Here is a 24777-nt window from a genome sequence, read left to right on the forward strand (position 1 = left end):
CTGGGGAAGTTCGTCGAGTCGGGATGGCGGCTGCCGTACCGCATGGACCTGCGGGCGGTCGTCAATCGTGCGCTGGCCGAAGGCGGCCCGGAGGTGAAGGCCGCGGCGAATCGGGCGCTCCAGGACGGCAGCCTGGAGACACAGGAGCGGTTCGTCCAGATCGACTGGGGTGTGGCGCAGGCCCGGGACCAGGAGAACCAGACCTTGAACGATCTTCGGGCGAGCGCCACGGAGGCGACGCGCCGTGCGGCGTTCGAGGCGATCGCCACAGTCGCGCAGGCCGAGCGCGCGAAGGCTGCGTCACTGGCGGCCAAGAACGACGCGGAGGCGGCGAAAAGCCTCGCGCTGGAGGCGGGAAAGGAGTCAGAGGAGGCCAGGCGTCAGGCACGACGTGCGGCGGAGGCCGCCGACCGGGCCACAGCGGCCTCCCGCGTCGCCGTGCAGGCCGCGCGAGCGGCGGCGGACGCCGCGCGCGTCGCCGCCGGGGCCGCCGGACGCGCGGCGACAGCGGCAGCGCGGGCACACACGAAGGCTGACGAGGCCTGGGCGGCAGCGGCGGCGGCGGAGCTGGACGCGGACGCGGCGGCCGCCGCGGAGGCGTACAACCGAGACATCCAGCAACGGGTCGGTCCGGAGATCGCCGCCTGGATCTCGCCCCTCGATCAGATCCTCACCGTGAGCCACCAGGCGTCTGTCGCCGCCCTGGCCGCCGACTCGGCGATGAAGAACACCGAGGCTGCCGGACGCGCCGCCGAGGCCGCCGGTCATCACGCGGGAGAATCGAGCGCCGAGGCCAAGGTCGCGTTCGCCGCGGCCGGGCGTGCGGCCGCGAGCGCGGAACGGGCCAAGCGCGCCACCGCGACAGCGGTGCGTCATGCCAACATCGCCAAGGACGCGGCCGGCAAGGCGCGTGACGCCGCGACGCGCGCGGTGTCCTACGCGGAGGCGGCGGCGCGCGCGGCGGCGAGCGCGGCCGAACACGCGGGCACTGCCGTCAACGCGGCCGAGCTGGCGACGCAGCACGCGAACAACGCCTACAGCGCGGCGGAGGTCGCGTTGGAGGCGGCGGAAACGGCCAAGACCGTGTATGAAGCGGCGCGTGAGGCGGACGCCGAACGGCTCCAGGACGAGCTCGAACTCGAGCTGTCCTTCGCCCGGCACGTCAGCGCGCAAGCCGCCCAGGCCAGATTCGAGGACGTTCGCGGCTACGGAGTGCCGATGGTCCAGTACCACACTCCGCAGATCGACGCGCTGATCGCCGAGGCCGCCGACACGCAGGCCGATCCGGCGGTGGCGGTCGGCAAGGCACGCCAAGTGGCCCGATACTTCGCGACGGTGCCCGGCACCTGGACCAGTTCGGCGGCCGTGGCGGCGCTCGGCGAGGACGACGCCGTCCCCGTCATCGAGTTCGTCCGGAGCGGGCTCGCGGCCGCCGAGGAGCAGGACGACCGCACCACGCTGACCGGTCTCATGGTCACCGGCACCGCGGCCATGAGAGCCGCCGCTCAGAACGCGCTCGACGCCGGGTGGCCCGAGGTCGTCGAGTTTCTCGGCGACCCGGACTACCCCGAGCTCGCCGCCGAAGAACGCGAGCAGGTCGGGCGGATCCTCGCCGACGCCCGCGGCGCCGGCCACGCGGAGACCGAGCAGGCGGCGAACACCGCCCTGCGGTCGGACGATCCGGACGCTCTGGAGGAGTTCCTGGAGTCGACGCACACCACCGCTCGCACGATCGACATCCGGGCGCGGGTCGGCGCCATCGCCGACGACGACTCGCACGGCACGGAGGTGCGGAACGCCGCCCAGGCCGCTCTCGCCGGCACGACGGCGATGCAGGTCGAGTTCCTGGAGGTGGATCGGCACCGTGCGGCCGAACGCGACTACGCGACCGCGACGCACAACTACATCGCCTCTTCCTTGATGATCGAGACAGCGCGGATCGCGCAGAGCGCCGTCGACTTCGCGCGCACCGCCCAGGCCGCGGCGGCACAGGCCAGCGGCTCGGCGGAGGATGCCATCCGTCACGCGCAGGAGGCCGGTGCGGCGGCCGGCCGGGCGCGGACGTACGCCGCCGAGGCCGTCGCCCGGGCGCGCGACGCCGCCGCGTCCGCGGAACGAGCGGCGCAGGCCGTCCGCACCGCCGCCGCCGCGACCAAGCGGGCCCAGCAGTCGGCCAGTGAGGCGTCCCTGTCGGCCCGCTGGGCCCGTGCCTCGGCTGTCGCGGCCGGGCAGGACGCGGCCCGCGCCTTCGCCGCCTACGACGTGGCGTACGCGGCCCAGATCCGGGCAGGCAAGAGCGCATCGGAAGCAGCTCGCATCGCCGCTGAGGTGTTCGAGTATTACCGGGATGAGGCCGAGAAGCGTCTTGGCGCGCTCAAGGCATCGTGGTTCGGGCACTGCCCGCAGGTGCCCGAGGAGGACCGGCCCAGCGACTGCAACGATTACGTGGAAAGCATTCTCAACGATCCCAAGGGGCCGCTCCACAACCCGGACGGCTACGCCCAGAACAATATCCAGCACTGCCGGAACGAGTTCGTCGGCAAGTCATTGAAAACCTGTTTGTCCCTCGTCCTCAGCCCGCTCTTCTACGTCGCGGTGCGGCGGATTCACGATCGGGAGACCGAGACCCACCGCCTCGAAGAAGAGTACATAGCCCTGACCGCACGGGACGGGGTGAACGTCGTCTCCGACCACATGAAGCTGCTGAAGAAGTGCTGGAGAATCCGTTCGCACCCGGCGATGATGGTCCCGCAGTGCCTCATCGGGATCATGGAGCTGCCTGACGAGCAGGCCCCCGACTGGAACCAGCACATCAAACAGTGGCAGGGGACCTTCGATGCCTCGCACGTCCCGGTCGAGCTTCGGTTCGCCGAGGAGAATTCGATGTGGGGGACGATGTACCTGAGGGAGCAGTTGGCCGATCAGGCCATCGTCATGGCGATTGACGAGACCGAACTCGCGACCTCACTGGGAGATTTCCCGATCGAATGCCTGCGGGGCGAGGAGCCGTGCGTGCACGAGAGAGTCGCGAATGTGCTTAAAGACGTGAGCGAGCGCTACAAGCCGAAGAACAACCAGGGCTATATCGTCGACGAGTCCGGACGGGCGCTCGACTCGAACGGGCTGCCGATCGCGAACACCCCGCCGATCGACGATCTTGAGGCATGGTCACGCTATACGGTCGAGAGCGGGCTGCACGACGATCTGACGGCCCTCGAACACCGTCTCGGACTGCTGTTCAGGCAGCGGTTCGGGGTGCCCATCGCACCGCCGGCGCTGCATCTGGAGACGCAGCTCGCCCATCGCGTCGCCAAACGGGAGGTGGCGCTCCGCGAGAACACGTTGCGGCTCGTGATGAACAACCGTGGCGGCGTCTGTGACGCGGTGCCGGCCGACGACACGGGGCCCGACGAGCAGCGACAGGCCGTGGCGGGCTGCGTGCAGGCCATCAAACTGCTGCTCCCGGCCGGCACCACGATGATCATCTACTATCCGGACCCGGAAAATCCGGCGGAGCTGCTGGAGGTGACCGTACGCGGCGTGGGCCGCTGGCTGGACTGAGGTGCGCGGGCGTTAGATCTACCTGTCCCTGTCGGATCGGGCCGCGTTCTTCACTCCGCTGACGACTCCGGTCCGGTCCGGATAGTGACGGCCGTTCTTCGTGACGGCGATCGGGTGTTGCTGTGTCATCGAAGCGCCGGACGCCGTTGGCATCCCGACGTGTCGGACCTGCCGGGCGGTCATGTCGAGGAGGGGGAGCATCCGAAAGAGAGCCTTGTCCGCGAGCTTCGGGAGGAGCTGGAATCACGGCATCGGAGCCGTCCGGCCCGCCGGTGCATGAGATCCGGACCGCGACGTTCGACATGCAGATCTGGTTGGTCGACAGGTGGACCGGAACACCCGTCAACGCCGCGCCGGACGAGCACGACGCTGTGGCGTGGTTCGAGACGTCCGACCTTGACAGCCTGCGTCTCGCCCACAGCTGCGTAGGCGGCGCCGGCGGCCGTGCGCGCCTGCCAGGCCGCCGTCAGGGCGGGACCGGCCGGCAGGCCGCGCAGCACCGCCCCGCCGGGGTCGGCCAAGCTCATCGCCTGCCGCAGCACCGTCCGGTCGCACGGTGAAGCCGGGGCAGGGCGGGGATGGCGGCCGAGCAGCCAGCGCATGCCCGCCGACCGGCCGCCGGTCATCGCGGCCACAAGGTCGACCATGCTGGCCGCGGTGAGCGCCTGCGGGTGGACGGTCCGGGACGTGGCCACGACGCGAAGCTGCGCCAGAGCGGCGGCCGAGTCGGCGACGAACAGCTCCTCCGCCGCCTGCAGCGCTGCGCCGGAGCCGTAGCGGGCCGTCTCGGGTGGTAGGTGTCCAGGATCAGGTCACCGATCAGGCCACGGCGGCGCAGGCCGGCACCGCGGCGACGGGCGGAGCGGCAGCAGCCAGTGGGAGGACGATCTCGTGGGCGCGGCCTCCGAGAATGTGCCCGGCCCCATGTGGCTCACGGTCGCCGACCCGCACGCCGAGACTCTCGAAACCGACTACCGCAAGACCATCGCAGCCGTCCACAGCTGGTCTCAATCCTGGAGTCGGCCGCCGCCACTGCCGACCGACATCGCGCCTTCTCTCATCTCGCCGCATGGACGCGCCTGCTGGCTGAGCACCTTCGGCGGCGCTGGGCCGACGCCGACATTGACCTGGCAGCCATTCCGTCCTACACCAAGCGCTGAGCCCCCTCTCTGTCAGCCTTGATCAGCTTGTGCCTGGTAGCCACGGTCATAAGTCGCGGTCGTCTTTGCGCAGGGTGATGGAAGATCTTCGGCAGTTCGGCTGCTCTTGGCGTCGGGGACGGATGGCAGAACGCGGGGTTGTGCGGCGGGGCTCGCGCTGGTGGAGGCGGTCGAAGCGGGGGCGACAACCAATGCCGTCACGATGGGAAACGGTCTGTAGTTCGGTCAGGCCGCGAAGTCCTCGCCGAGCCTCGTGCCGCATTCACGAGACCAGAATCACCGGGGAGGACCTGGGCAGGCTGCGTGTCACCTCGGGCATTAATAAACTCGACGGACAGTTAAATGTCCACCATAGGTGCAATGACAAGACATCCAGTGCGTTTTTGCCCTGATCTGAAGCAATTCCCGATAGGCTGCCTCTATGAGTCTCCCGCGCCTGGTGCGTGAACCTTGGGTGGCCCGCTCCGCGATAGGAGCAGCAAGGGGGAATCGCAATGTCGAAGCCCAAGACCTGCCTCAACGCGATCAGCGCATCGCTCGTGTTCTTCGCCCCACTGCCTCCCACGTTCGCGCAACACAATAATTTCTCAGGCCCCATAACCTGGATCCAGCACAGATCTTCGGGCCGACCGGTTGTTGTTGAGCGAAGCGGCTTTTGCACCCCCACGTACCCGGACTGTCTCAAGGGCAGATCCATCTTGCTCAGCACCTTCGACGCCCACCCGGCAGCCGAAGTATTTCGGGTGGTAGAAGCGCCCGCGCCCAACGCGATCCAGATCAGACTCGTTTTGCCGGACTCGCGGAAAAAATTCTGCCTGGATGTCGGGGGATTCCGTACGGACGCCGGCGCCCCTGTGATCCTTTGGGAGTGTCACCAGGGTACCAACCAGCAATGGCGGATAGAGGAGTACTATAAGGGCCCCAACGAAGGCATCAGACGTCTCGTAGGCGTCGGTAGCAACAAGTGCCTCGACGTCCGAAACCCTTCCGGCGGAATCTTCTTCCCACCGCCCAACAACGCCCATCTACAGATTTGGCACTGCTTCCCCGACCACGAGGGCGTCTGGTGGCGTCACAACCAAGACTTCACGTTCAAGTTCTAGTGCTCCTATGTGGACGCGGGACTCGCGCAACCAGCGCTCATCACGGCTCAGCTTCCTAGCGTTTGTCGTGCCTTCGGGCTCACAAAAACCTGCCCGATCAAGGCCGAGCGTCTCCGGCGGATCCGTGCAAGGAGCAGGTAGTAGCCGGGCGGCCCTTATGCTGCGCCGCCGTGGGTCACGCGGTGCCACACCGTGGCTGACCAAGCACATGCCGGTATAAGGTCAAGCACACCGCCCGGGCTGACCTGCCGCCCGAGGAGCGGTAGGCGCAACCATAACCGCCCCCCGTCGTAACTGGGACGGCGGCGGCGCGCATTCTGACGATCGCCGACCTCGTAGGGCACGCAGGCAGCAGCGTCACGGAAGCGGTCTACCGGCACCAGCTCAAGCCGTTGATCACCAAGGGTGCTCCCGTGGCTCGTCCCGGGGTGGGAGAAGACCGGACCGGGGGGCGCGATAGCGGTCGGCTGCGAGCGGCCGTTCGCCGTGACGTAGGCGCCCACGGCGTCGGCCCCGGGCAGGGCTCCGGTGTTCTCGCGTTGATTGGCGTTTCGTCTGATTGTGAGTCCGGAAGTGGCCAGGCAGCGGTGAGCATCTTGATGTGACTACGTCGCTCGCCACGCAGGGCTGAGGTAAGGCAGATGATCGGAGCAGTCGCCCGGATGTCCGGTTAGTGTCCTGCGGAGGCCCTGGGGCGGTCGGCGCGCTCGCCTGAGGATGTCCATGTGAATCATGCGATGTTCCCTGACCCATCATCGCGACCCTCCAACAGGCTGGGAGCGCTGCGGTTCGGCGTGCTCGGAACGCTGGCCGTATGGCGGGAGGGAGGCTGTACCGAGATCGCCGCAGCCAAGCATCGGACCGTGCTGGCGATGCTGCTCGCCAACCCGAACCGGACCGTGAGCGTCGGCATGCTCATCGACGAGCTGTGGCCGGGCCTGGCCCCGAGCACGGCCAGGAAAACAGTTCAGGGCTACGTCTGGCGGCTGCGCCGGGTGCTCGGGCCGTTCGCCGACCGGCTGGTGACCATCGGTTCGGGCTACAGGATGGTCCTGCCCCAGGACGGGCTCGACGTCCTGGAGTTCGAGAGGTCGGTCGACACCGCGCGCGTCGCCCTCCACGCCGGCGCGTCCGAGAGGGCGGTCGGTGAGCTGACCCGGGCGCTCGACCTGTGGCGCGGGCCGGCTTTCGACGGCGTGCCCCGCAGCCCCGCCATCGAGGCGTACGCGGTCCGGCTCGACGAGGCGTACGTGGCCGCGCAGGAGTCGCTCATCGCGACCCGGCTCAACCTCGGCCGGCCTGCCGAGGTGGTGCCCGACCTGGTCGGGCTGTCTGCGGCACATCCCCATCGCGAGTCGCTGCACCGCCTTCTCATGACGGCGCTCCACCGTACGGGGCGGCGGCTGGACGCGCTCGACGTCTTCCAGCGCCTGCGGTTCCGGCTGGCCGCCCATTACGGGCTCGAACCCGACCGGCAGACCACGGAACTTCACCAGGCGCTGCTCCGGGACTGCGTCGACGTGGCGGCCATCCCTCAGCGGTGACCGTCCGCACGCCGGCCCTCACCCCCTCGTTCCCCGCGTGCGCCGGCTCTTCACGGCCGGTCCGAACACCTTTGGAGATCTTCGGCATGCCAGATGCCCACCTTCTGCCTCCGGCGACAACATCGAAGGCCGCCGCGGTGGCAACGGCGATCCTGCACCGCCTGTCCGACGAGACGCTCGTCACCGAGGTGGCGAAGGACGCGTCGCGGACGATGGGCCGGCCGGTATGGGAGCCCGGAGCGTCGCTGTACGCGGGCGCCGCCGGCAGCGCGCTCGCCTTCGCGTACGCGGCGCGAGCCTGCCCCGATTCCTCCGGACACTGGTGGGCCCAGGCGCACCGCTGGTTGAAGCTGGCCGCCGCCCGTACCCGGGACAAGCCTGTGGTGGTCTCCGGCCTGTCGGACGGGACCGCCGGCATGGCGCTGGCCGTGGCCGGGTGCGACCCGGACGGCAGGTACGCCCGGACGCTGAGCGGATTGCACACCCGGCTCGCCGAGCAGGTCGACCAGCCGGACCTGGCCGACGACCACGACTTCTTCTACCCGGACTACGACGTGGTGACCGGGCCGGCCGGAATCCTCGGCCAGCTGGCCCCCCATCTCGCGGATCCCACGGCTCTGCGGGTGGCCACCGGCATCGCCGAACGTCTCATCGCCCGCTGTGACACCACCGGCCCTCGCGGGGATGACGGTGGATCGCTGCGTACCGCGCCGTGGAAACCCTGGTTCATCGCCCGGAAGCACTACGACCGCTGGAAGGAGGAGGTCCGGCTCAACCCGTACGGCTTCGTGAACCTCGGCCTCGCCCACGGTATCCCCGGACCCCTGGCGGCGCTCAGCCGAGCCTGGCTGGCCGGGCACCGTGTCCCCGGGCTCCGCGAAGCGATCCGCGCTCTCGGCGACCAGCTCGTCGCGGCGTCGCGGCACGAGGACTGGGGCCGCACCTGGCCGCGGGTCCTGCCGTTCGACGAGGCGGGCGAGGTCGCGCCGGACAGGGGCCGGCCCACCCGGCCCTCCTATTGCTACGGAGCTCCCGGCATCGCCTCGGCGCTGCTCGACGCCGCCGACGCGCTCGGGGACGACACGCTGCGGACCGTCGCCGTGGAGGGCTTCGAGGCCGCGCTGCGCCAGATGGAGGACCTGCCGGCCGCGGCGCTGAACTACCCCGGGCTGTGCCATGGCGACGCCGGGATGGTGCTGATCTGCCGCAAGTTCGCCACCCAGACCGCCAGCGTGGCGGCCGGCACGGCGCTGGAACCTCTGGTCGACCGGCTGCTCGGCCACTGCGACCCGAGCCACCCCCTGCTCGTCCGGGACTACCGGCCGGTGCAGGCCGCGGAGCCGGGATCGCCGTCGGCTCTCGACCCGGACGGCACCTGGGTGGACGACCCCGGGCTGCTGGAGGGCGCCGCCGGTGTCGCGCTGACGCTGTTGTCCGTCGCCACGCCCGTCCCCCCTTTCTGGGCCCGGGCCGTTCTCGTCAGCTGACCGAGTACCCAAGATCGAGAGGAGAGTCGAATGGCGCAGCCTGGCAGCGGCTCCGTCGCGGCCGCGCGGGCGTACGGCACCGGCCTGTACGCGGCATCGGATCTGTTCGTGCTCCGGGCGCCCGTGCTGCCCGCCGACACCTTCGTCAATCTGGGCGCCGACGCGGCCGTGCCGGCGCCTGCCGGGACGGCGGAGACGCTGGCCGCCGCCCGCGCCGAGGGCCGGGGGATCCTTCGCACGCTGGCCGCCTCGCCGCGGGTCCGCCAGGCGGTTCAGGTCGCCAGCCCGAGCCTGGCCGCCACACTGCCCGGACTCGACGCAAACGTCCCGCATGACCGGGCCACCGACCGTGCGTACGCCGCGCTGCTCCACTACCTCATCCGGATGTCGACCCGCCCCACCCCGCTGGGATTGTTCGCCGGAGTGGCCCCGGGTACGTTCCTGGGCGAGCCCGCGGGAAACGGAGAGGGGATCGCGACGCTGGACCGCGACCCGGTGCGGGCCACGCGCACCCGGGCCGACAGCGCGTGGCTGGCGCACCTGGTGGAGCGGATCGGGCGCGACCCGAAGGTCCGCGACAAGCTGCGGGTACGGGTCAACGCGCTGCTGCGGCGCGTCGGAGACAGAGCCGTGCTGGTCAAGGCCGACGGCACGGACGAGCCGGAGCGGGTCGAGCTGGCCGTCAACCCCGCCTTCGCGGCGGTGCTGGACCTGGCCGGGCACGACCCGGCCTACGGCGAGCTCGCGGCCGCGCTGGCCCGCCGCTTCCCGAGTACGTCCCCGGAGAAGATCCGCGCCCTGCTCGACCGGCTCTGGGACCTGGGCGTCCTCCTCCCCGACCTGCTGCACTCGCCGACCGAGCCGCTGCCCGAGGTGCATCTGGCCAAGCGGCTGATCGACCAGGGTGCCCCTGCCGACGCCATCGACGGCCTGACACGCCTGCGGCAACTGGCCGATGACGTGGACCGGGGCCCGCGCGGAGGCGACGTGGCGGGTCTGGAGCGGCTGGAGGCGCACCAGCGGGCGATGGCGCCGGACTTCACCGGCCCGGCGTTCCAGACCGACACCGCGCTCGCGCTGGAGCCCGCGACCCTGCCCGCGGACGTCGCCGCGACCGCGGCCGAGGCGGCCGAACTGCTGATGAGGCTCGGCTGCGTGCAGCAGCGGCGCCCGCACATCGCCGGCTACCACGAGGTGTTCCTGGAGCACTATGGGATCGATGCGGAGGTGCCGCTGCTCGACGTGCTCAACCCGGAGACCGGGCTCGGCCCGCCCGGTTCGTACATCCGGCCCGCCCGCCGGCCTCCATGGCCGCCGCAGGCCGGGCAGACGCACCCGGAACGTGACCGGACATTGGTCGAGCTGGCGTCGCACGCCGCCCGAGAGGGCCGGCCGACGGTCGACCTCGACGACGAGCTGATCGACCGGCTCGCCGTCTGGCGGCCGGACGCGGAGCACAGCCGCCCGCGTACCTCCCTGGACCTGTTCTTCGCGCTGGCCGCAGGCTCGCCCGAGGCGATACGGGACGGCCGGTGGCGGATGGTCCTCAACCCGATCGGCATCTTCGGCGGCTGGCAGGCCTTCGGCCGGTTCTTCGACCTGTTCGACGAGGCCACCGTGACCCGTATCCGCGCTCAGCAGCGCCTGGAGGAGGTGCTCCGCCCCGATACGGTCTTCGCCGAGCTCAACTACGGGGTCAGACACCGGGGCGGGAACGTGGCCGGCCACCCGCCCACGCGCGACTACGAAGTGTGCGTGAACGCGGCCCCCACAGGGCCGCCCGTGCGGCGGATTCCGCTGGCCGACATCGTCCTCGGCGCCGACGCGGACCACTTCCACCTCCGGTCCGTTTCGCTGGGCCGCACACTCTCGGTCGGCCAGACCCATGCCATGACCGCCACGTGGGCGCCCAACATCTGCCGTGCCCTGCTGGAGTTCTCGGAGGACGGCTACACCCCGCCGTGCCGGTTCGACTGGGGCGCCGCGGCCGACGCCCCGTTCCTGCCGCGCCTGGTCCGCGGCAACGTGGTGGTGCAGCCGGCCCAATGGACGATCACCGCGGCGACCTTCCCGGCGTGCCAGGACCCGGACGACTTCTTCCGCGCCTGCCGGGCCTGGCGGCGTCAGTGGATGGTCCCCCGGTACGTCTACCTGGTCGAACTGGACAACCGGCTCCTGCTCGACCTGGAGCACCCGACCTGGGTGGACAGGCTGCACCGCCAGGTGACCCGGTTGTCGGCCCGGTCCGGCGCGTCCGTCCGCCTGCACGAGGCGCTGCCGGGACCTGGCGATCTGTGGCTTCGCGATCGGGCCGGGCGCCCGTACCACGCCGAGATCGTGGTGCCGCTGGTGCTGCGGGACCGTACCCGGATGCCGGAGCCGGCAGCCGCCCGGACCGCCGCACCGCCCACGACGACCCGCCGCTGGCTGCCCGGCGACGAGTGGACCCACCTGAAGCTGTACGCCGCCGCGGAGCTGCACGACGCGATCATCGCGGGGCCGCTGCGGGAACTGCTGGCCGACGACCGGTTCGGCCGCCTGGTGGACCGCTGGTTCTTCATCCGGTACGCCGACCCCCTGCCGCACCTGCGGCTGCGCTTCCACGCCCGCGGCCCCGAGCCGGCCGCGGAGGTGATGTCGCGGTGCGCGTCCTGGGCACGCGGCCTCGTCCACGCCGGCCAGGCCACCGACCTCGCTTTCTGCAGCTACGACCGCGAGGTGGAGCGGTACGGCGGCGGGCATGCGATCGACTCGGTGGAGACCGCCTTCTGGGCCAACAGCCAGGCCGCGGTCGAACTCCTCCACCTGCTGCGCACCGGCCGGTTCGACCCGGACGTCGTACGCGTGGCCGCGCTCCACGAGCTGTACCGGGCCTGGGACGCCGGCCCGCCGCCACTCGACGGCGACGGCGGCGTGGCGGCGTGGATGACCGACGCGGCCCGCAAGCGCTTCCGTGACGTGCGGCCCCTGCTCTGCGAGATCCTCACACCGGGGGAGCGCCGCCCCGACCGCCGCGCGCCGGAATATCGGGCCGCGCTGGAACCGGTGTTCGCCCGGCAGCGGCGGCCGCTGGCCGAGGCGGGCGGGTTGATCCGCGATCTCGCCTCCCGCGGGCTGCTGACCGGCGGCGAGCGCAACGTCATCGAGAGCCTCGCGCACATCCAGTCGATCCGGCTGGCCGGGATCGACCGCGACCAGGAGCGGCTGACCTGGGCGCTGTGGTCGCTCAGCCGGCGCGCGATCCGCAACCGCCCCGCCGGCACGGCCGGAGCCCGGCGGTGAACCGCCTGAAGGTCCTGCTGCGCACGATGCGGCTGATGGCCACCCTGGCGCCCGGCAAGGTGCTGGCGGCCGCGCTGCTCGCCGTGGCCGGAGCGCTGCTCCCGGCCGCCAGCGTGGCGATTTTGAGCTGGTCCCTGCAACTCCTGGTGGAGGAGGCCCGCGGCGGCTCCGGGGCCTGGACCGGAGGGGCCACCGTCGCCGTGCTGGCGCTAGCGACCGCGTCCACGTTGACGTTCCTGTTCGCGGTCGGGCAACGCTACAACGAGACGCTGCTGCGGCAACGGCTGGGCAACGCGGTCATCGACCGGGTCCTGGCCAAAGTTCTGACGCTGGAGCTGCGGCACTTCGAGGACGCCGCGGTGTACGACTCGCTGGAGCGCGCCAAGGCCGGCGCGCGAAGCCGTCCCCATCAGGTGTTCGCCGGTCTGCTCGCGACGGTGTCGAGCCTGGTCACGATCGGTTCGGTGGCGGCGCTGCTGCTGTCCTGGTCTCCGCTCGCCGCCGCGCTCATGCTCGTCTCGCCGGCGCCCCTGGCGATCGCGCAGGTCGTCCACCACAGGACGCGCTGGCGGGTGGAGTACGCGCGCTCCGCCGATCAGCGCCGGCTGTTCTACCTGGAGTACCTGCTCACGAACGACAAGGCGTACAAGGAGATCCGCCTGTTCGGGCTCGGCCCGTTGTTCCGTCGGCGCTACGCGGCCGTGGTGGACGGGTTCTACGACGTCGACCGGCGGCTCGAAGGGCGCCACGCGGTCGCCTGCGCGCTGCTCGCGATGTGCGGCGCCGTCGCCGTCGGCCTGGCGCTCCTCCTCATGGTGCAGGATGCGGTGCGCACCGGTCAGGCAGGGCAGTTCGCCGGCTACGTCACCTCGGTCGTCCTGATCCAGACCTCGATGCGCGCCTTCTTCGAGGGCGTCGCGAAGCTCTACGACGACTCCCTGTACCTGTGCAACCTGTTCGAGTTCCTGGACCTGCCGGTTCAGGAGCGGCGCCCCTCCGTGGCACCTTTCCCGGGCTCGCTGCGCAAGGGGATCGAGTTCCGCGACGTGTCGTTCACCTATCCGGGCACGGACACGCCGGTTCTGGACCACTTCAACCTGTTTCTGCCCGCCGGCCGGTGCGTGGCGCTGGTCGGCGCCAACGGCGCCGGCAAGAGCACGATCGTCAAGCTGCTGACCCGGTTCTACGAGCCGACCGAGGGTGTCATCCTGGTCGACGACGTGCCGCTCGCCGCGTACGGCCTGGACGACCTTCGGAAGCACGTCAGCGTGATGTTTCAGGACTTCATGGAGTACGAGGCGCCGGCACGGGAGAACATCGGCTTCGGCCGGGTGGAGAACATGTCGGACCGGCCCGGTGTCAGGCGGGCGGCCGAGCGGGCGGGCGCTCTGTCCTTCCTCGACCCGTTGCCGAGCGGGCTCGACACCACGCTGGGCCGCTGGTTCGAGGGGGGACGGGAGCTGTCCGGCGGACAATGGCAGAAGGTGGCGCTGGCCCGGACCTTCTTCCGGGCGGCTGCGATCAACGTCCTGGACGAGCCTGCCGCCGCCATCGACGCCGCCGCCGAGGCGGAGCTCTTCGCCCGCCTGACGAACGCAGCCGCCCGGTCCACCACTCTGCTGATCGCACACCGGTTCTCCACCGTCCGCGCCGCCGCGGACCACATCGTCGTCATCGACGCGGGCCGCGTGGTCGAAGAGGGCGGCCACCACGAGCTGATCGCGACCGGCGGTCTCTACGCCCGGTTGTTCCGGTTGCAGGCGGCCGGGTATCAGGACGAGCCGAGTGACGCCGTACCTCGGTGAGGAACCGCGAAAGGGGACGACATTGCCGAGGTTGACGGTCGGGATCCTCGGTCCCTTGCACGTCGCGGTCGAAGGGCGGCCGATCCGGTTGACCGCCGGCAAGCTGCGCACGCTGCTGGCGGCCCTGGCGATGTCGGCGGGCCGGGCCGTCACGGTGGAACGGCTGGCCGAGATGGTGTGGTGCGACCGGTTCCCCGCCAACTCCCGGCGGAGCCTGCAGAACTACGCCGCACGGCTGCGCAGCGCCATGGGCGATCCGTTGATCGAGACGTGCCCGGGAGGGCTGCTGCTGCGTGCCGACGCGGATGACGTGGATGCGCTGCGCTTCCTGCGTACTCTCGACCGGGCCGCGCAGGCGCAGGATCCTGATGCCGAACGTGGGCTCCTCGACGAGGCGCTGGCCTTGTGGCGGAGCGAGCCGTTCGAGGACGTGGATTCTCCCTGGTTGCGGGAGAGCGAGGCGCCGCACCTGGTCGAGCGGCACCTGGCGGCTCTGGAACGGCGCGTCGACCTGGACCTTGCCGGCGGGCGGAAGAGCCGCTTCACCGCCGACCTGAGGAAGCTGACCGACCGGCATCCCCTGCGTGAGTCGTTGTGGCTGCGCCTGCTGCGGGCCCTTGTCCAGGACGGCAGACGGGCGGAGGTGCTCGATCGGTACGAGGAACTCCGGGCGCGGCTGGCGTACGAACTCGGCGTTGATCCCGATCCCGCCATCCAGCGGCTGTACGCGGAACAGCTCGCCGATCACCCTAAGGCGTACGCGGAACCCCGCGCGGACCATCCGCGTGTTCCCGCCGTCGACGGCCTCTCCGCGACGGGCGATCCGGCGGATCGCCCCGCCGAGGACGCGTCGCTCTTCGCCGCGTCACCACGACGGCTCCCCACGGCCACGGTGGACTTCATCGGCCGCGAACGTGACCTCGCCTCGCTGGCCGCCCTCGTACGGGCGGAGCCGGCGACGGCGATCGTGGTCGACGGGATGGCCGGGGTGGGCAAGACGACGCTCGTCGTCCACAACGCCCATCAGGTGGCCGCCCGCTTTCCCGACGGCCAGCTGTTCATCGACCTGCACGGCCATACGCCTGGCCGCGCTCCGGTGCCGCCGGAGGACGCCCTTGATCGCCTGCTCCGCACCCTCGGCGTGCCCGCGGACCGCATCCCGCCCGACCCAGAGGACCGGGTCGCGCTGTACCGCGGCCTGCTGGCAGACCGGAAGGTCCTGCTTGTGCTCGACGACGCGGCCGGCGAAGCACAGATCCGGCCGCTCCTGCCGGGCAGCGTGAGCTGCTGTGTCCTGGTCACCACCAGGAGGCGCCTGACAGATCTGGACGGAACGCGCACGCTGACGCTGGGCGTCCCGTCGCCGGCCGACGCGATCGCGATGTTCACCCGCGTCGCCGGACCGCATCGGGTGGCCGGCACCGCCGCCGGAACGCTGGCCGAGACGGTGGCGCGGTGCGAGCTTCTCCCGCTGGCCATCCGGCTGGCCGCCATCAGGCTGCGCTCCCATCCCACCTGGAGCGTCGTCCGGCTCCTGGCCCGGCTGGCCCCGGCGCGCAGGCGACTGGCCGAGCTGGCGGCCGGAGAGCGCAGCGTCGCCGTCGCCATCGACATGTCGTACCAGAGCCTCCCCGACCGCCTGCAGCGCGCCTACCGGCTGCTCTGCGGGCACGCGTCCGAGAGTTTCGGCGCCGACCAGGCCGCCGCCCTCATGGGCACGGACATCATGGCGGCCGAGCGGCTTCTGGAAGGCCTGATGGACGCGAACCTGCTGCAGGAGCCGGCTCCGGGCCGCTACGCCTTCCACGGCCTGATACGCGATCACGGCGCGGAGCTGGCGATGGAAGGAGGCAGCGGCTCGGCGGGGCGAACCGCGCCGCTCCTCCACCTGCCCTGCCCTCCGAGAGGGGCCCTGGCCGAGCACAACAGGTAGGCGGGTGGGCGCCCGCAGCCTCGCCGTGGCGGCTGTGGCTGCGGGCGCCCCGTGCACGATCCGTCCGGTCAGTTGTTGCAGCAGTCGTGGTCGAAGATGCCACTGGCCGGGGCCCCGGTCGAGGCGCCGGCCACGCTCGTGTACGACGCTCCGGCGAGCGCCAGTCCAGCCACGGCGGTGGCGGTAAGGAACCGTGCGAAGAGCTTCATGAGAGACTCCATTCCCGGGTGAGAACCATCGACATCAGTAAAAGGCCGGCCATCCTCAAAGCCGCACAGGATCTGCCTCATATTTCGCACCCCTCCGAATCGAGCGTGATGCCGAAGTGAGGCAGCCCGCTGATGAAATGGAATGCGTGGGCATTCAGGGCCTGGCCGGCGTGACCTCGCGCAGATCGCCCGCGCTCTTCCTGACCGTGCCGTCCCGGTCGAGCACGACGAAGGTGGGCCACTTCCGCACATTGAACGCCTGCGACACCGGGCCCGTCTGCGGCTCGACGACCACTCGGGCGACCTTTCGCACGGCTTCGACGATGTCCGCGCCCTGCTCGGCCGATCCGGCGACCACCGCCAGGACCTGCTCCCGTCCACCTGACAGCGCCTTGCCGTACTCGACGAAGCGGGGCAGCACCTCGCGGCAGGAAGAACATCCCGCGGAGAAGAACGCGGCGAGAAGCGGGCCCTTCAGGTCGCGCAGGGACACCGTCCCGCCGTCGATCGTGGTCGCGGTGAAGTCGGTGACGCGGTCTCCGGCCTTGGGTGCGGACTTGCGCTCCAAGAGCTGGTCGAGACCCGCCTGCTCCCATTTGGCGGTGTACTCGCGCAGCCGGCGCAGCGCGAGGAGCACCAGCAGCAGGTTGAGCCCGCCCAACACACCGACGACGACGATCGCGGCGACCGTTGCACCATCCATCGACACGCTCCTCCTTCAACGGAGTAGAGCCAGGGCCACGAGGTCGTCGTACGCGATGACCAATGCCGCCGCGACGACGGCCGCGAACCCGGAAACGAACAAGGCCGCCGTATCCAACCCGGCGCTCCCCATGTGGCCGGTCAGCACGGTTGCCGCCAGGCCCGCCCCGGCGACCGTCAGGAGGATCGCATTGCGTACCAGATGCCGCGCACCGAGCGGCCGCGTCGACGTGCCGAAGCACCGGCAGCTCGTCGACAGGCCACGCCGCAGCGCTGATCCGATCACCAGCGAGAAGACGATCAGCAGCGCGATTCCGATGCCCAAGCCCATGGGCGCGGTGACGTCGGCCGGCATCAGTGCCGCCGCGGCCAGTTCGCACGCGATCACCGCACCGGCGGCAGCGGAACTCCAGCGCGGTTTCACGCCGAACGCACTTACGGCGGCACGGAACTCGATGAAACCACGTCGACCGCGCAGCTTGCTCGCGGCGGCGGCGAGGAAAACCAGGGCGAGCAATACACGGCAACCGAATCCGATATAAGCGAACAGCATCCGAGTCCTCACGGCGATGAAGGTCGTGCGAGTCACCAAGGGCCTTTTCGCACGCGATTTCGCTGTCCGGGAAGGAATCCCCCGAGCCGCCGAGATCCGATGCGAAACGATCCCGATCGTCGACGGCCCGGCGGTGGTGAGTCGGCTACGGGAAACCGGCCTCATCCTCGGGAGCAGGTCGCTCGGAACCGGCCGTCGCCCGTCCGTCCGCCCCCATGCTCAGGCGCAACTCCAGGGGTGAGTGGCGCAGACGCTGATGCACACGCAGTTCGACCACCTGTCGCACTCGCCGTCCCTGATCTCGCCGGGCATCGACGACACGAGGATGTCGAGGTCGAACTCATCCATGAGTGCGATGCTCGCCGGATCCTGCGGTCTCGTGTCCAGAGCGTGCACCTCGGGCGTCGTGAACTCGGCGAACGCGGTTGGGTCGGTCACCTGAACCGTGTCGATGGACATGGTGTTTCCTTCCTTGCTACGCGTGGCTGTTCTCTGCGTCGGACGCTATCCAGCCCGGGTGTGGCGGCGGTGTTGCCCGGGTTGTGCGACGTGCGCTGCTCACCCCCCGCAGGCCGGCGTCAGGGACGTGCGGAACCTCAGGGGCCGTCGGGGTGATGCCTGATAGGCAATGACGGACCTCGACCGGAACACTACCGATCATGTGTGATCATGCGGTCCTCCCGACGGAGTGACCAGGACATATGGGAACGGTGCTACCGAGGTGGCGGCGCTCAACCAGGTCAGCGTCGGGTTTCCGCGCGGCAGTTTCACTGCGGTGATGGGCCCGTCGGGATCGGGGAAAAGCACACTGCTGCAGTGCGCGTCGGGGCTGGACCGGGGCCGGATGCGGGCCCGGTTCGCATCGCCGGCCTGTTCGCCGCGGCGACCTCAGATGCGGCGGCGGGCGTCGTCCGTACCGGGCCGTCGGCGTGGGCGGCCCCCATGCTGGTGGGGTCGGCGGTGGTCTACACCGTGATCTCGGTGCTCAACGCGACGGCCATGACGATGACCGAGCGGGCGGAGGAGATCCGGCTACTGCGCACCTTGGGGACCAAGCCGCGGCAGCTCACCAGGATGGTGTGCTGGAAGACGTTGACCGTGACGTGCACCGGGACGCTGCTCGGAACAGGCATCGCCGCCGCATCACTCACCGCACTCGGCAAGGCCGCAACCGGCCAGCCGTCGTTCGTCTACTCCGTGCCGCAGTACGCAGGGCTGGTGCTGGTCTGCGCCGTGAGCGGCCTGGCCGGAGCGCTGGCCTCAACGCGGAAGGCACGGCGCGGTTCGCTCCGGTCCGATGACTGACCGTTCCTGCAGGGCCGGACTGACGTCGACGGGATTCTTGCCAGGGCCGGGCGGAGCGTCACGCCTCCGGGCAGCGGACCCCGTCGGCCGGGACCGACTGCGAGATCAGGTAGCGGTCGATCGTGCCGATGGTGCAGGCGTTCCGGCCGTATACGCCGTGCCCCGATCCCTCGTACGTGACCACGCGGGCCTCGGCGCCGATCTGCTCGGCCGTGCTCTGTGTCCACCCGTAGCCGGTGGCGGGGTCGTTCAGCGAGGAGGCCAGCAGGATGGGAGGGGTGCCGTCCACCTGCAGCCGGTGTTGCGGGTTGGGAATGGGCGTCGGCTGTCCCAGGCAGCTGGCGATCCGGTCCAGCGCGGGCGTGCTGTAGCGCATGTCCCTGGCCGGTGCCGACTGCCGGCGCAGAAACGCGGTGTACTCGGTGTAGTCGGCGACCGGCAGGTGGAAGTCCTGGCAGAACACCGGCGTGCTGACCTTCACCTCCTCGTCCTTCACGGCTCTCGCAGCCGGGTACGGATCGCCGGCGTCGATGGCCGCCAGCATCTCGGCGAGTTCCGCCCAGTTGGGGTTGTAGAGGCCGGCGAAAGCCGTGTCCACGAGCTCGTAGGCGCCCAGGGGTACGTCCGGCCGGCCCGGTTCGTGGAGCTCCCCGCGGTCGGCCCGCTCGAGAAGCCCCTTCCAGAATGCCCGGACGTCTTCGCCGTGCAGCGCGCACGACGCCGTTGCCTCGCACCAGCTGACGAATCGGTCGAACGCCCCCGCCGTCTGGGCGGCCGTAGTGCTCAGATAGCTCGCGGTGTTCACGCTGTGGTCGAAGTTCGAGTCGAGCGCGAGCGCCCTGACCTTGCCGGGGAAGCGCTCGGCGTATGCCTGGCCGATCAGGGTGCCGTGCGAGACGCCGTAATAAGTGAGCTTGTCGTCGCCCAGCGCCGCTCGCAGAGCTTCCACGTCACGCGCGACGTCCAGCGAGCTCACGTGGTCGTACAGCGGTCCAGTGCGAGCCCGGCAGTCCTCCCGCAGCCGCTGGTTGAACGACACCCAGGCGTCCATGTCCGCTTGCTTCTTGAGGAGTGGGTGTGGACGTTCACCCATGAGCGCGGCTGAGCAGACCACCGGGTGACTGCGTCCCACCCCGCGTGGGTCGAATCCGACGACGTCGAAGCGTCCGCGAAGCTCGGCGCTGAAGTACCTGCTGTTGTGCACCACGAAGTCGACACCGGAGCTGCCTGGCCCACCGGGGTTGACGACCAAGGAGCCGATCCGGGCGTCCGGGTCGGCGGCTTTGCGCCTGGCCACTGCCAGGTCGACGGTGGCGCCGTCAGGGGTGTCCCAGTCGATGGGCACCGTCAGCGTGCCGCACTCGGCGGTCGTGTCCTCGGGGCACGGCGCCCAGGCGATCGCTCGCGGAGAGGTGGTGGCGGCTTCGACGGCGCCTCCTGGGATCAGGCTGATGACCAGGGACGAGACGGCTGCGAGTAACATGCGGTTTTTCATGATGCTCCATGGGATCGTGATGATCCACAGAAGTATGCGGCCATCCGTATAAGTCACCCGTAACTATCCGAATTGCCGCTCGAACCTCGCCGCGGCGGCGGCGTCCGGGGAGGTTCGCACCTGTACGTCGTCGTCAGCGGCACAGGGTTCGTTCGGCGGTGGTGGTGAGCAGCATCGCGGTCTGGTCGAGAGGCAGGTCGCGGCCGGTGTGCAGCAGGTCGAAGCTGTCGAAGCCGGTCAGCAGCCAGAGCAGGTCGGTGGCCTGGTCGACGGTGACGTCAGGGCGCAGCACCTCCTGCTCGTCCAGGTGTGTGGCCAGCTCGGCCATTCCGGCGGCGCGGCCTTGCTCCATCCGCTGCACCGCGCCGCCCACCGCGGCCGCGTCCAGGAGAGCCATCGACGCGAGCACGCGCAGCACGTCCCGGTGGGCCGCGTACATCTCGACGATCGCGTGGATCGAGCCGCGCAGCGCCTCGCGGGCGTCGGGGTGGGCCGACGCCTGGAGCATGCGGTCGAAGCCGCCGCGCTGCAGCAGGTCCGCGCCAACCGCGTCGAAGAGCCCGGCGCGTGAGCCGAAGACGAGATAGACGGTGGGGCGCGCGACGCGCGCCATGCGGGCGATGCGATCGATGCTGACCGGTTCCGATGGCGCTTCGCGCAGCCGTTGGTAGACCGCGTCGAGGATGCGGCGCCGGGTCTCCTGTGCCGCCTCTGCGCGGAGGCGCTGCTCGTACTTCCGGGTGGCCATGGGCCTCATCCTAGCATTGAGTTGACAGGCCGTTTTTTGAAATACATGCTGTCGTGTGAAATCGGGGAGACGGTCGCCGCAGGACGGCGACAAGCCGATCCCGACCGTTGATGCGAGGAGCCCGTCATGCACGTGTTGATCCGCTGGCGGATCAAGCCCGATCAGGTGGAGCACGAACTGGAGTTGCTGCGTGCCGTCTACGAGGACATGCACGAGGTTCGGCCGGAGGGCCTGCGCTACGCCACCTACCAGCTCGACGACGGGGTGACCTTCGTGGACGTGGCCGAGATGGCCGAAGGCCCCGGGGTGTTGCAGCAGGTGGAGGCTTTCCAGCGCTACCGGGCGTCCCTGGACGAGCGGTGCGACGAGCCTCCCGCCGTCACCGTGCTGCAGGAAGTGGGCGCCTACCGCTTCCCTTGACGTCACCGATCAACGGTTCGAGGCCCACGTCAGACACGTACACGAACGTTCCGGAAGGCAGCCCCGTCATGCGACCCACGATCCAAGCGCCCGTCGCCAAGCCCCGGCCCACCAGCAGACCGAAGGTGGCGATCATCGTCGGCAGCACCCGCCCGGGCCGCAAGGCCGAAGCCGTCGCGGCTTGGGTGCACGCTCTCGCCGCCCCCCGCGACGACGCGACCTTCGAGGTCGTGGACATCGCCGACTACGCGCTGCCCCATCTGGACGAGCCCGTCCCGCCACGTGCCGGCCAGTACAGCCACCCACACACCCATGCCTGGGCACAGAAGATCGGCGCCTTCGACGCGTACGTCTTCGTCACCCCGGAGTACAACGCCTCGGTTCCCGGTGCGCTGAAGAACGCCATCGACTTCCTGTACGCCGAGTGGAACGGCAAGGCCGCGGCATTCGTCGGCTACGGCATCCAGGGCGGCACCCGAGCCGTCCAGCATCTGCGGCAGATCCTCGGCGACCTGGAAGTCGTCGACATACCCACGACGGTCGCCTTGACCCTCGCCGACGACTTCCAGGACCACACCGACTTCACGCCGAGCGCCGTACCGACCAAGTCGGCCGCCCTCATGCTTGACGAGCTCGTGGCGCAGGCCGCGCGATCGAAGGAGGCGGGGCGGTCACTGTAGAGCCCAGCAGCCGGGGGGAGCGGCGGAGGCGCTGCGGGTCTGGCCGGGTGACTACCTGAAGGGCGTCACGTCTATAAGCAGGTAAGCATCCGCTTTCGGTGACTTCATGACCGAATCGGCTACCTCAGCGCCGTAGCCCGCCAGCTTTCTGATGGGGGTGATCGTCAAGGATGTGAAGGCCCATTGGGGCGACTCCATGTGGATGAGATCGTCGTACGACGAACCTGACCTCACCCAGCCACGTCCTTCCAGAGCGGTACGAGCTGCGGCGGAAGCGTTCCCGAAGGATGGAGCGCCGACGTCCATGATCAGAAGATTGATGACTTGGACGGTGTGGTCATCGAGGAGACGCACGGTGTTCCGCGCAACGACCGTACCGATACTGCTGACCTCGCGAAGTGCGCCTGGTTCGACTTCGAGCATCTCGTATGGCAACAGTCCCTGGCCATTGATCACGCGCTGGGCCGCTCCTGCACAAGCCACAAGAAGGATCAGGGATCCCGCCGTGGCGAGCACAGCGGCCCATAAGCTGGACGGCGATATCCCCCGCATGGGCCGGCTCCCGGGTTCATCAGCCACGTCCAGCTGGATCCGACATTTCCAGGCGCGGCTGCGGTGATCATAAGGCGTGATCAACTACGCCCGTGCAGCTTAGCCACGGTCATGTTCCGCAGCAAGGTGCGGTACAGATAGCTGGTCACCCGTGGGCGGACGACGGCGGACGGATACATTGACCCGCACCCGCGGCATACCGTCGAGATACCGCGCCTCCGTAAGGTCGAAGCGCGTTTCGAGCGGCGGCCTGGCTGTCGTCTCTGTCCGCGGCGGACCTGCCGGAGCCGTGCTGTCCATCACGGGGGAGCCGGTGGAGGCCGACAGCAGCGGCTCCTTCGGCAGCCTGTCGAGCCTGGCGAGCAGTACGGCTGGCACGATCACTGCGACGAGTGAGACCGTGACGTGATCGTTCCCACGCACCGCCGGCTTCCCCCGTCGTCGGAGACCGCTCTGACGAGTTGCCTCACGGGTGGCCATCGTTCCACGAGATCTGGGAGCCCTGACGCACCATGGGGCGAGGCGGGTACGACGCCGAGCCCTGGCAGGGCCTCAGGGGCGTCATGGTGTGCGGATCAGTCGTCGAACTCGAAACCCGCGGCCTCGGCTGCTGCGATGAGCCCGCGCAGCCGGGTCTCGTCCGTGGCGACCGCGCTCATCAGCTCGGCCAGATCCTGCAGCGCCTCCCGGTCGTCACCGCAGGCGCAGAACATGCCCCCCTCCGAGTCGTACTCGAATCGTTCCTTGAGCGTGGGCGCCTCCGTGCTCACGAGGAAACGTGCGACGCCTTCCCAGAAGTATCCGTTCGGCTCGTGACCGGACTCTTCGATGAGTTCGTCGACCTGGGTCGTTCCTGCGTCCAGCAGCAGCGAGAACGTCCCGGGCGTGGTTTCGAGCAGTTTCAGCGGGTTCATTTGGTGGATTGTCGCACCTTCGGCGGGCACCGGCGACATCGCAGGGATGACGGCTCAGGCTGACGCTTGATCGCCGGGTGGGCCCGCGGCCCGCCGTTTCCTCTCCATCCAGTACGGCACGACCAAGAAACCACTGATGGAGAAGAATGGATGTCAACAAGCAGGTCATCGACGAGTTCCGCGCCGGCAACGGCCAGGTCGGTGGCTCTTTCGAGGGGGCGCGACTGCTGCTGCTCACCACCACGGGCGCCCGCTCGGGCAAGCCGCACACGACCCCGCTCGGCTACCTGCCCGACGGCGGCGAGCGCATGCTGGTCATCGCCTCCGCCGCCTGGCCTGGGCGTGCAGCTCAGGATCACCTGCCTGACCGTCTGCCAGGGGCTGCACCATCACCACACCGGCGAGGACACCATGATGTTCCCCGGCCTGGCCGAGCGGCATCCCTCGCTCGCTCCGACCTTGGAGCGGCTGGGCAGGGAGCACGAGCGCATCGCCGTACTGCTGCGAGGAGCTGAAGCAGGCCCTTTCCGGCGCGGATCCGCTGAAGGTGCGGGACGAGGTCGAGCGGCTCGTCGATGAGCTCGAAGCGCACCTGACGTATGAGGAGGAGCAGTTGATCCCGGTTCTCGACCTCGCCTGACGCCGGACGTCGGCGCGAGCACAGCTCACCATGCAGGTACGCCGGGAGCGCGCAGGAGTCAGGCGTCAGGGGCGTGGCGGCGCTGGTAGTGGCGGGCCGCACGGGCGCGGTTGCCGCAGGACGGCTTGCACCACTCCTGCCGCCCGTGGCTCTTGACGAAATAGCGTACGCAGCGCGGCGCGTTGCAGGCTCGCAGGTGCTCGCGGTGCGGACCGCTCAGGAAGTCGATGGCGGCACGGGCCAGGGCCGCGATCAGCCGGACGCCGGCGTCGGGTTCGGCCGACAACACCCCCGTACGAGGTGCCGCCCCCGCGGGCCAGTCCAGTTGCGGGGCGATCCTCTCGCGGGCGGCCGCCGCGTTGAGGTGGGCCAGCGCCTGCTCGACCGGCATCAGCCGGTGGGCGTCGGCCCGGCTCGGCGGCGCGGGGCTGACCGCCTGCGCGAACAACGCTCGTACGGCCCGCCGCAGCTCGACGATCTCGCGGGTGAGCTCGTCGTCCACCGTGAGCCCCGCGACGTCGACGAGCCCGGTCAGCGGCTCGGCCTGCTGGTGGATCCAGCGGGCCGTGCTCCGCGGCGTGGCCAGGTCGTCGGCGACGCCGCCGTCGCCGTCATGGCGGATCGTGCTCGCCAGTGCCAGTGCCAGTGCCAGGGCCAAAGCCGGCCAGCGCTCCACTCAACCCC

The 24777-nt window shown here is 70.0% G+C and carries 21 protein-coding genes and 2 pseudogenes; 13 read left to right on the top strand and 10 right to left on the bottom strand.

The window, feature by feature from the left end; all coding sequences use genetic code 11:
• Positions 1-42: 42 nt before the first annotated feature.
• A complete protein-coding gene (locus E1295_RS22005; protein WP_246080198.1) occupies positions 43-3561 on the top strand; it encodes a DddA-like double-stranded DNA deaminase toxin in 3519 nt (1172 codons plus the stop codon).
• Between the two features lie 84 nt (positions 3562-3645).
• Positions 3646-3990, top strand: coding sequence for an NUDIX domain-containing protein (locus E1295_RS52500; RefSeq protein ID WP_425465358.1), 345 nt, complete (start codon positions 3646-3648; stop codon positions 3988-3990).
• Between the two features lie 2 nt (positions 3991-3992).
• Here E1295_RS52500 and E1295_RS52505 read toward each other — a convergent pair.
• A pseudogene (locus E1295_RS52505) lies at positions 3993-4340 on the bottom strand (thiopeptide-type bacteriocin biosynthesis protein); the annotation flags it as partial.
• Between the two features lie 875 nt (positions 4341-5215).
• Between E1295_RS52505 and E1295_RS52510 the strand changes: the two are divergent.
• The 6 genes from E1295_RS52510 to E1295_RS22050 all read left to right on the top strand — a co-directional run bounded on the left by E1295_RS52510 (position 5216) and on the right by E1295_RS22050 (position 15875).
• Complete coding sequence (locus E1295_RS52510) at positions 5216-5824, top strand: RICIN domain-containing protein (protein WP_132632204.1); 609 nt, start codon at positions 5216-5218, stop codon at positions 5822-5824.
• A gap of 737 nt (positions 5825-6561) precedes the next feature.
• Complete coding sequence (locus E1295_RS22030) at positions 6562-7368, top strand: AfsR/SARP family transcriptional regulator (protein ID WP_281284764.1); 807 nt, start codon at positions 6562-6564, stop codon at positions 7366-7368.
• 137 nt (positions 7369-7505) lie between these two features.
• Complete coding sequence (locus E1295_RS22035) at positions 7506-8855, top strand: lanthionine synthetase C family protein (RefSeq protein WP_166427354.1); 1350 nt, start codon at positions 7506-7508, stop codon at positions 8853-8855.
• 30 nt (positions 8856-8885) lie between these two features.
• Positions 8886-12137, top strand: a complete 3252-nt coding sequence (locus E1295_RS22040; protein ID WP_132632207.1) for a lantibiotic dehydratase — start codon at positions 8886-8888, stop codon at positions 12135-12137.
• Positions 12134-13942 (top strand): ABC transporter ATP-binding protein, encoded by a 1809-nt coding sequence (locus tag E1295_RS22045; protein WP_132632208.1) that lies wholly within the window; start codon positions 12134-12136, stop codon positions 13940-13942. The genes E1295_RS22040 and E1295_RS22045 overlap by 4 nt, the downstream gene beginning before the upstream one ends.
• Before the next feature lie 55 nt (positions 13943-13997).
• Positions 13998-15875 carry an AfsR/SARP family transcriptional regulator gene (locus tag E1295_RS22050; protein WP_132632209.1) on the top strand — a complete coding sequence of 626 codons (1878 nt, stop codon included), beginning with the start codon at positions 13998-14000 and terminating at the stop codon, positions 15873-15875.
• A gap of 68 nt (positions 15876-15943) precedes the next feature.
• On the opposite strand, the gene E1295_RS48900 is transcribed toward E1295_RS22050, so the two are convergent.
• The 4 genes from E1295_RS48900 to E1295_RS22065 form a co-directional block, all read right to left on the bottom strand.
• The gene (locus tag E1295_RS48900; protein WP_166427356.1) at positions 15944-16084 is read right to left on the bottom strand and encodes a hypothetical protein; all 141 of its coding nucleotides are present in this window, start codon (positions 16082-16084) and stop codon (positions 15944-15946) included.
• A gap of 154 nt (positions 16085-16238) precedes the next feature.
• Positions 16239-16787 carry a peroxiredoxin family protein gene (locus tag E1295_RS22055; protein ID WP_132632210.1) on the bottom strand — a complete coding sequence of 183 codons (549 nt, stop codon included), beginning with the start codon at positions 16785-16787 and terminating at the stop codon, positions 16239-16241.
• Between the two features lie 15 nt (positions 16788-16802).
• Entirely contained in the window at positions 16803-17339 is a 537-nt protein-coding gene (locus E1295_RS22060) for a MauE/DoxX family redox-associated membrane protein (RefSeq protein WP_132632211.1), read from the bottom strand.
• Positions 17340-17558: 219 nt separating this feature from the next.
• The gene (locus tag E1295_RS22065; protein WP_132632212.1) at positions 17559-17798 is read right to left on the bottom strand and encodes a hypothetical protein; all 240 of its coding nucleotides are present in this window, start codon (positions 17796-17798) and stop codon (positions 17559-17561) included.
• A 357-nt stretch (positions 17799-18155) separates the two neighbouring features.
• Between E1295_RS22065 and E1295_RS51050 the strand changes: the two genes are divergently transcribed.
• The gene (locus E1295_RS51050; RefSeq protein WP_425465359.1) at positions 18156-18644 is read left to right on the top strand and encodes an FtsX-like permease family protein; all 489 of its coding nucleotides are present in this window, start codon (positions 18156-18158) and stop codon (positions 18642-18644) included.
• Positions 18645-18702: 58 nt separating this feature from the next.
• On the opposite strand, the gene E1295_RS22080 is transcribed toward E1295_RS51050, so the two are convergent.
• The gene (locus tag E1295_RS22080; protein ID WP_166427358.1) at positions 18703-20127 is read right to left on the bottom strand and encodes an alpha/beta hydrolase; all 1425 of its coding nucleotides are present in this window, start codon (positions 20125-20127) and stop codon (positions 18703-18705) included.
• 145 nt (positions 20128-20272) lie between these two features.
• Positions 20273-20887, bottom strand: coding sequence for a TetR/AcrR family transcriptional regulator (locus E1295_RS22085; protein WP_132632214.1), 615 nt, complete (start codon positions 20885-20887; stop codon positions 20273-20275).
• Positions 20888-21013: 126 nt separating this feature from the next.
• On the opposite strand from E1295_RS22085, the gene E1295_RS22090 reads away from it, so the two are divergent.
• Together E1295_RS22090 and E1295_RS22095 are read left to right on the top strand one after the other, a co-directional pair.
• Complete coding sequence (locus E1295_RS22090; RefSeq protein ID WP_132632215.1) at positions 21014-21307, top strand: hypothetical protein; 294 nt, start codon at positions 21014-21016, stop codon at positions 21305-21307.
• Between the two features lie 68 nt (positions 21308-21375).
• A complete protein-coding gene (locus tag E1295_RS22095; protein WP_132632216.1) occupies positions 21376-21987 on the top strand; it encodes an NADPH-dependent FMN reductase in 612 nt (203 codons plus the stop codon).
• Between the two features lie 51 nt (positions 21988-22038).
• Here E1295_RS22095 and E1295_RS22100 read toward each other — a convergent pair whose 3' ends face one another.
• Both E1295_RS22100 and E1295_RS22105 read right to left on the bottom strand, forming a co-directional pair.
• Positions 22039-22503 (bottom strand): hypothetical protein, encoded by a 465-nt coding sequence (locus tag E1295_RS22100; protein WP_166427359.1) that lies wholly within the window; start codon positions 22501-22503, stop codon positions 22039-22041.
• 611 nt (positions 22504-23114) lie between these two features.
• Positions 23115-23453, bottom strand: coding sequence for an Imm51 family immunity protein (locus E1295_RS22105; protein ID WP_132632218.1), 339 nt, complete (start codon positions 23451-23453; stop codon positions 23115-23117).
• Positions 23454-23599: 146 nt separating this feature from the next.
• Between E1295_RS22105 and E1295_RS51055 the strand changes: the two are divergent.
• Positions 23600-23722 (top strand): annotated as a pseudogene (locus tag E1295_RS51055) (nitroreductase/quinone reductase family protein); the annotation flags it as partial.
• 145 nt (positions 23723-23867) lie between these two features.
• Positions 23868-24032, top strand: coding sequence for a hypothetical protein (locus tag E1295_RS51060; protein WP_246080209.1), 165 nt, complete (start codon positions 23868-23870; stop codon positions 24030-24032).
• Between the two features lie 119 nt (positions 24033-24151).
• Here E1295_RS51060 and E1295_RS22115 read toward each other — a convergent pair whose 3' ends face one another.
• Complete coding sequence (locus E1295_RS22115; RefSeq protein ID WP_246080200.1) at positions 24152-24769, bottom strand: ABATE domain-containing protein; 618 nt, start codon at positions 24767-24769, stop codon at positions 24152-24154.
• Positions 24770-24777 lie beyond the last annotated feature (8 nt).

Source organism: Nonomuraea mesophila (assembly GCF_004352805.1).
In the GTDB taxonomy this organism is placed as follows: Bacteria; Actinomycetota; Actinomycetes; order Streptosporangiales; family Streptosporangiaceae; genus Nonomuraea; species Nonomuraea longispora.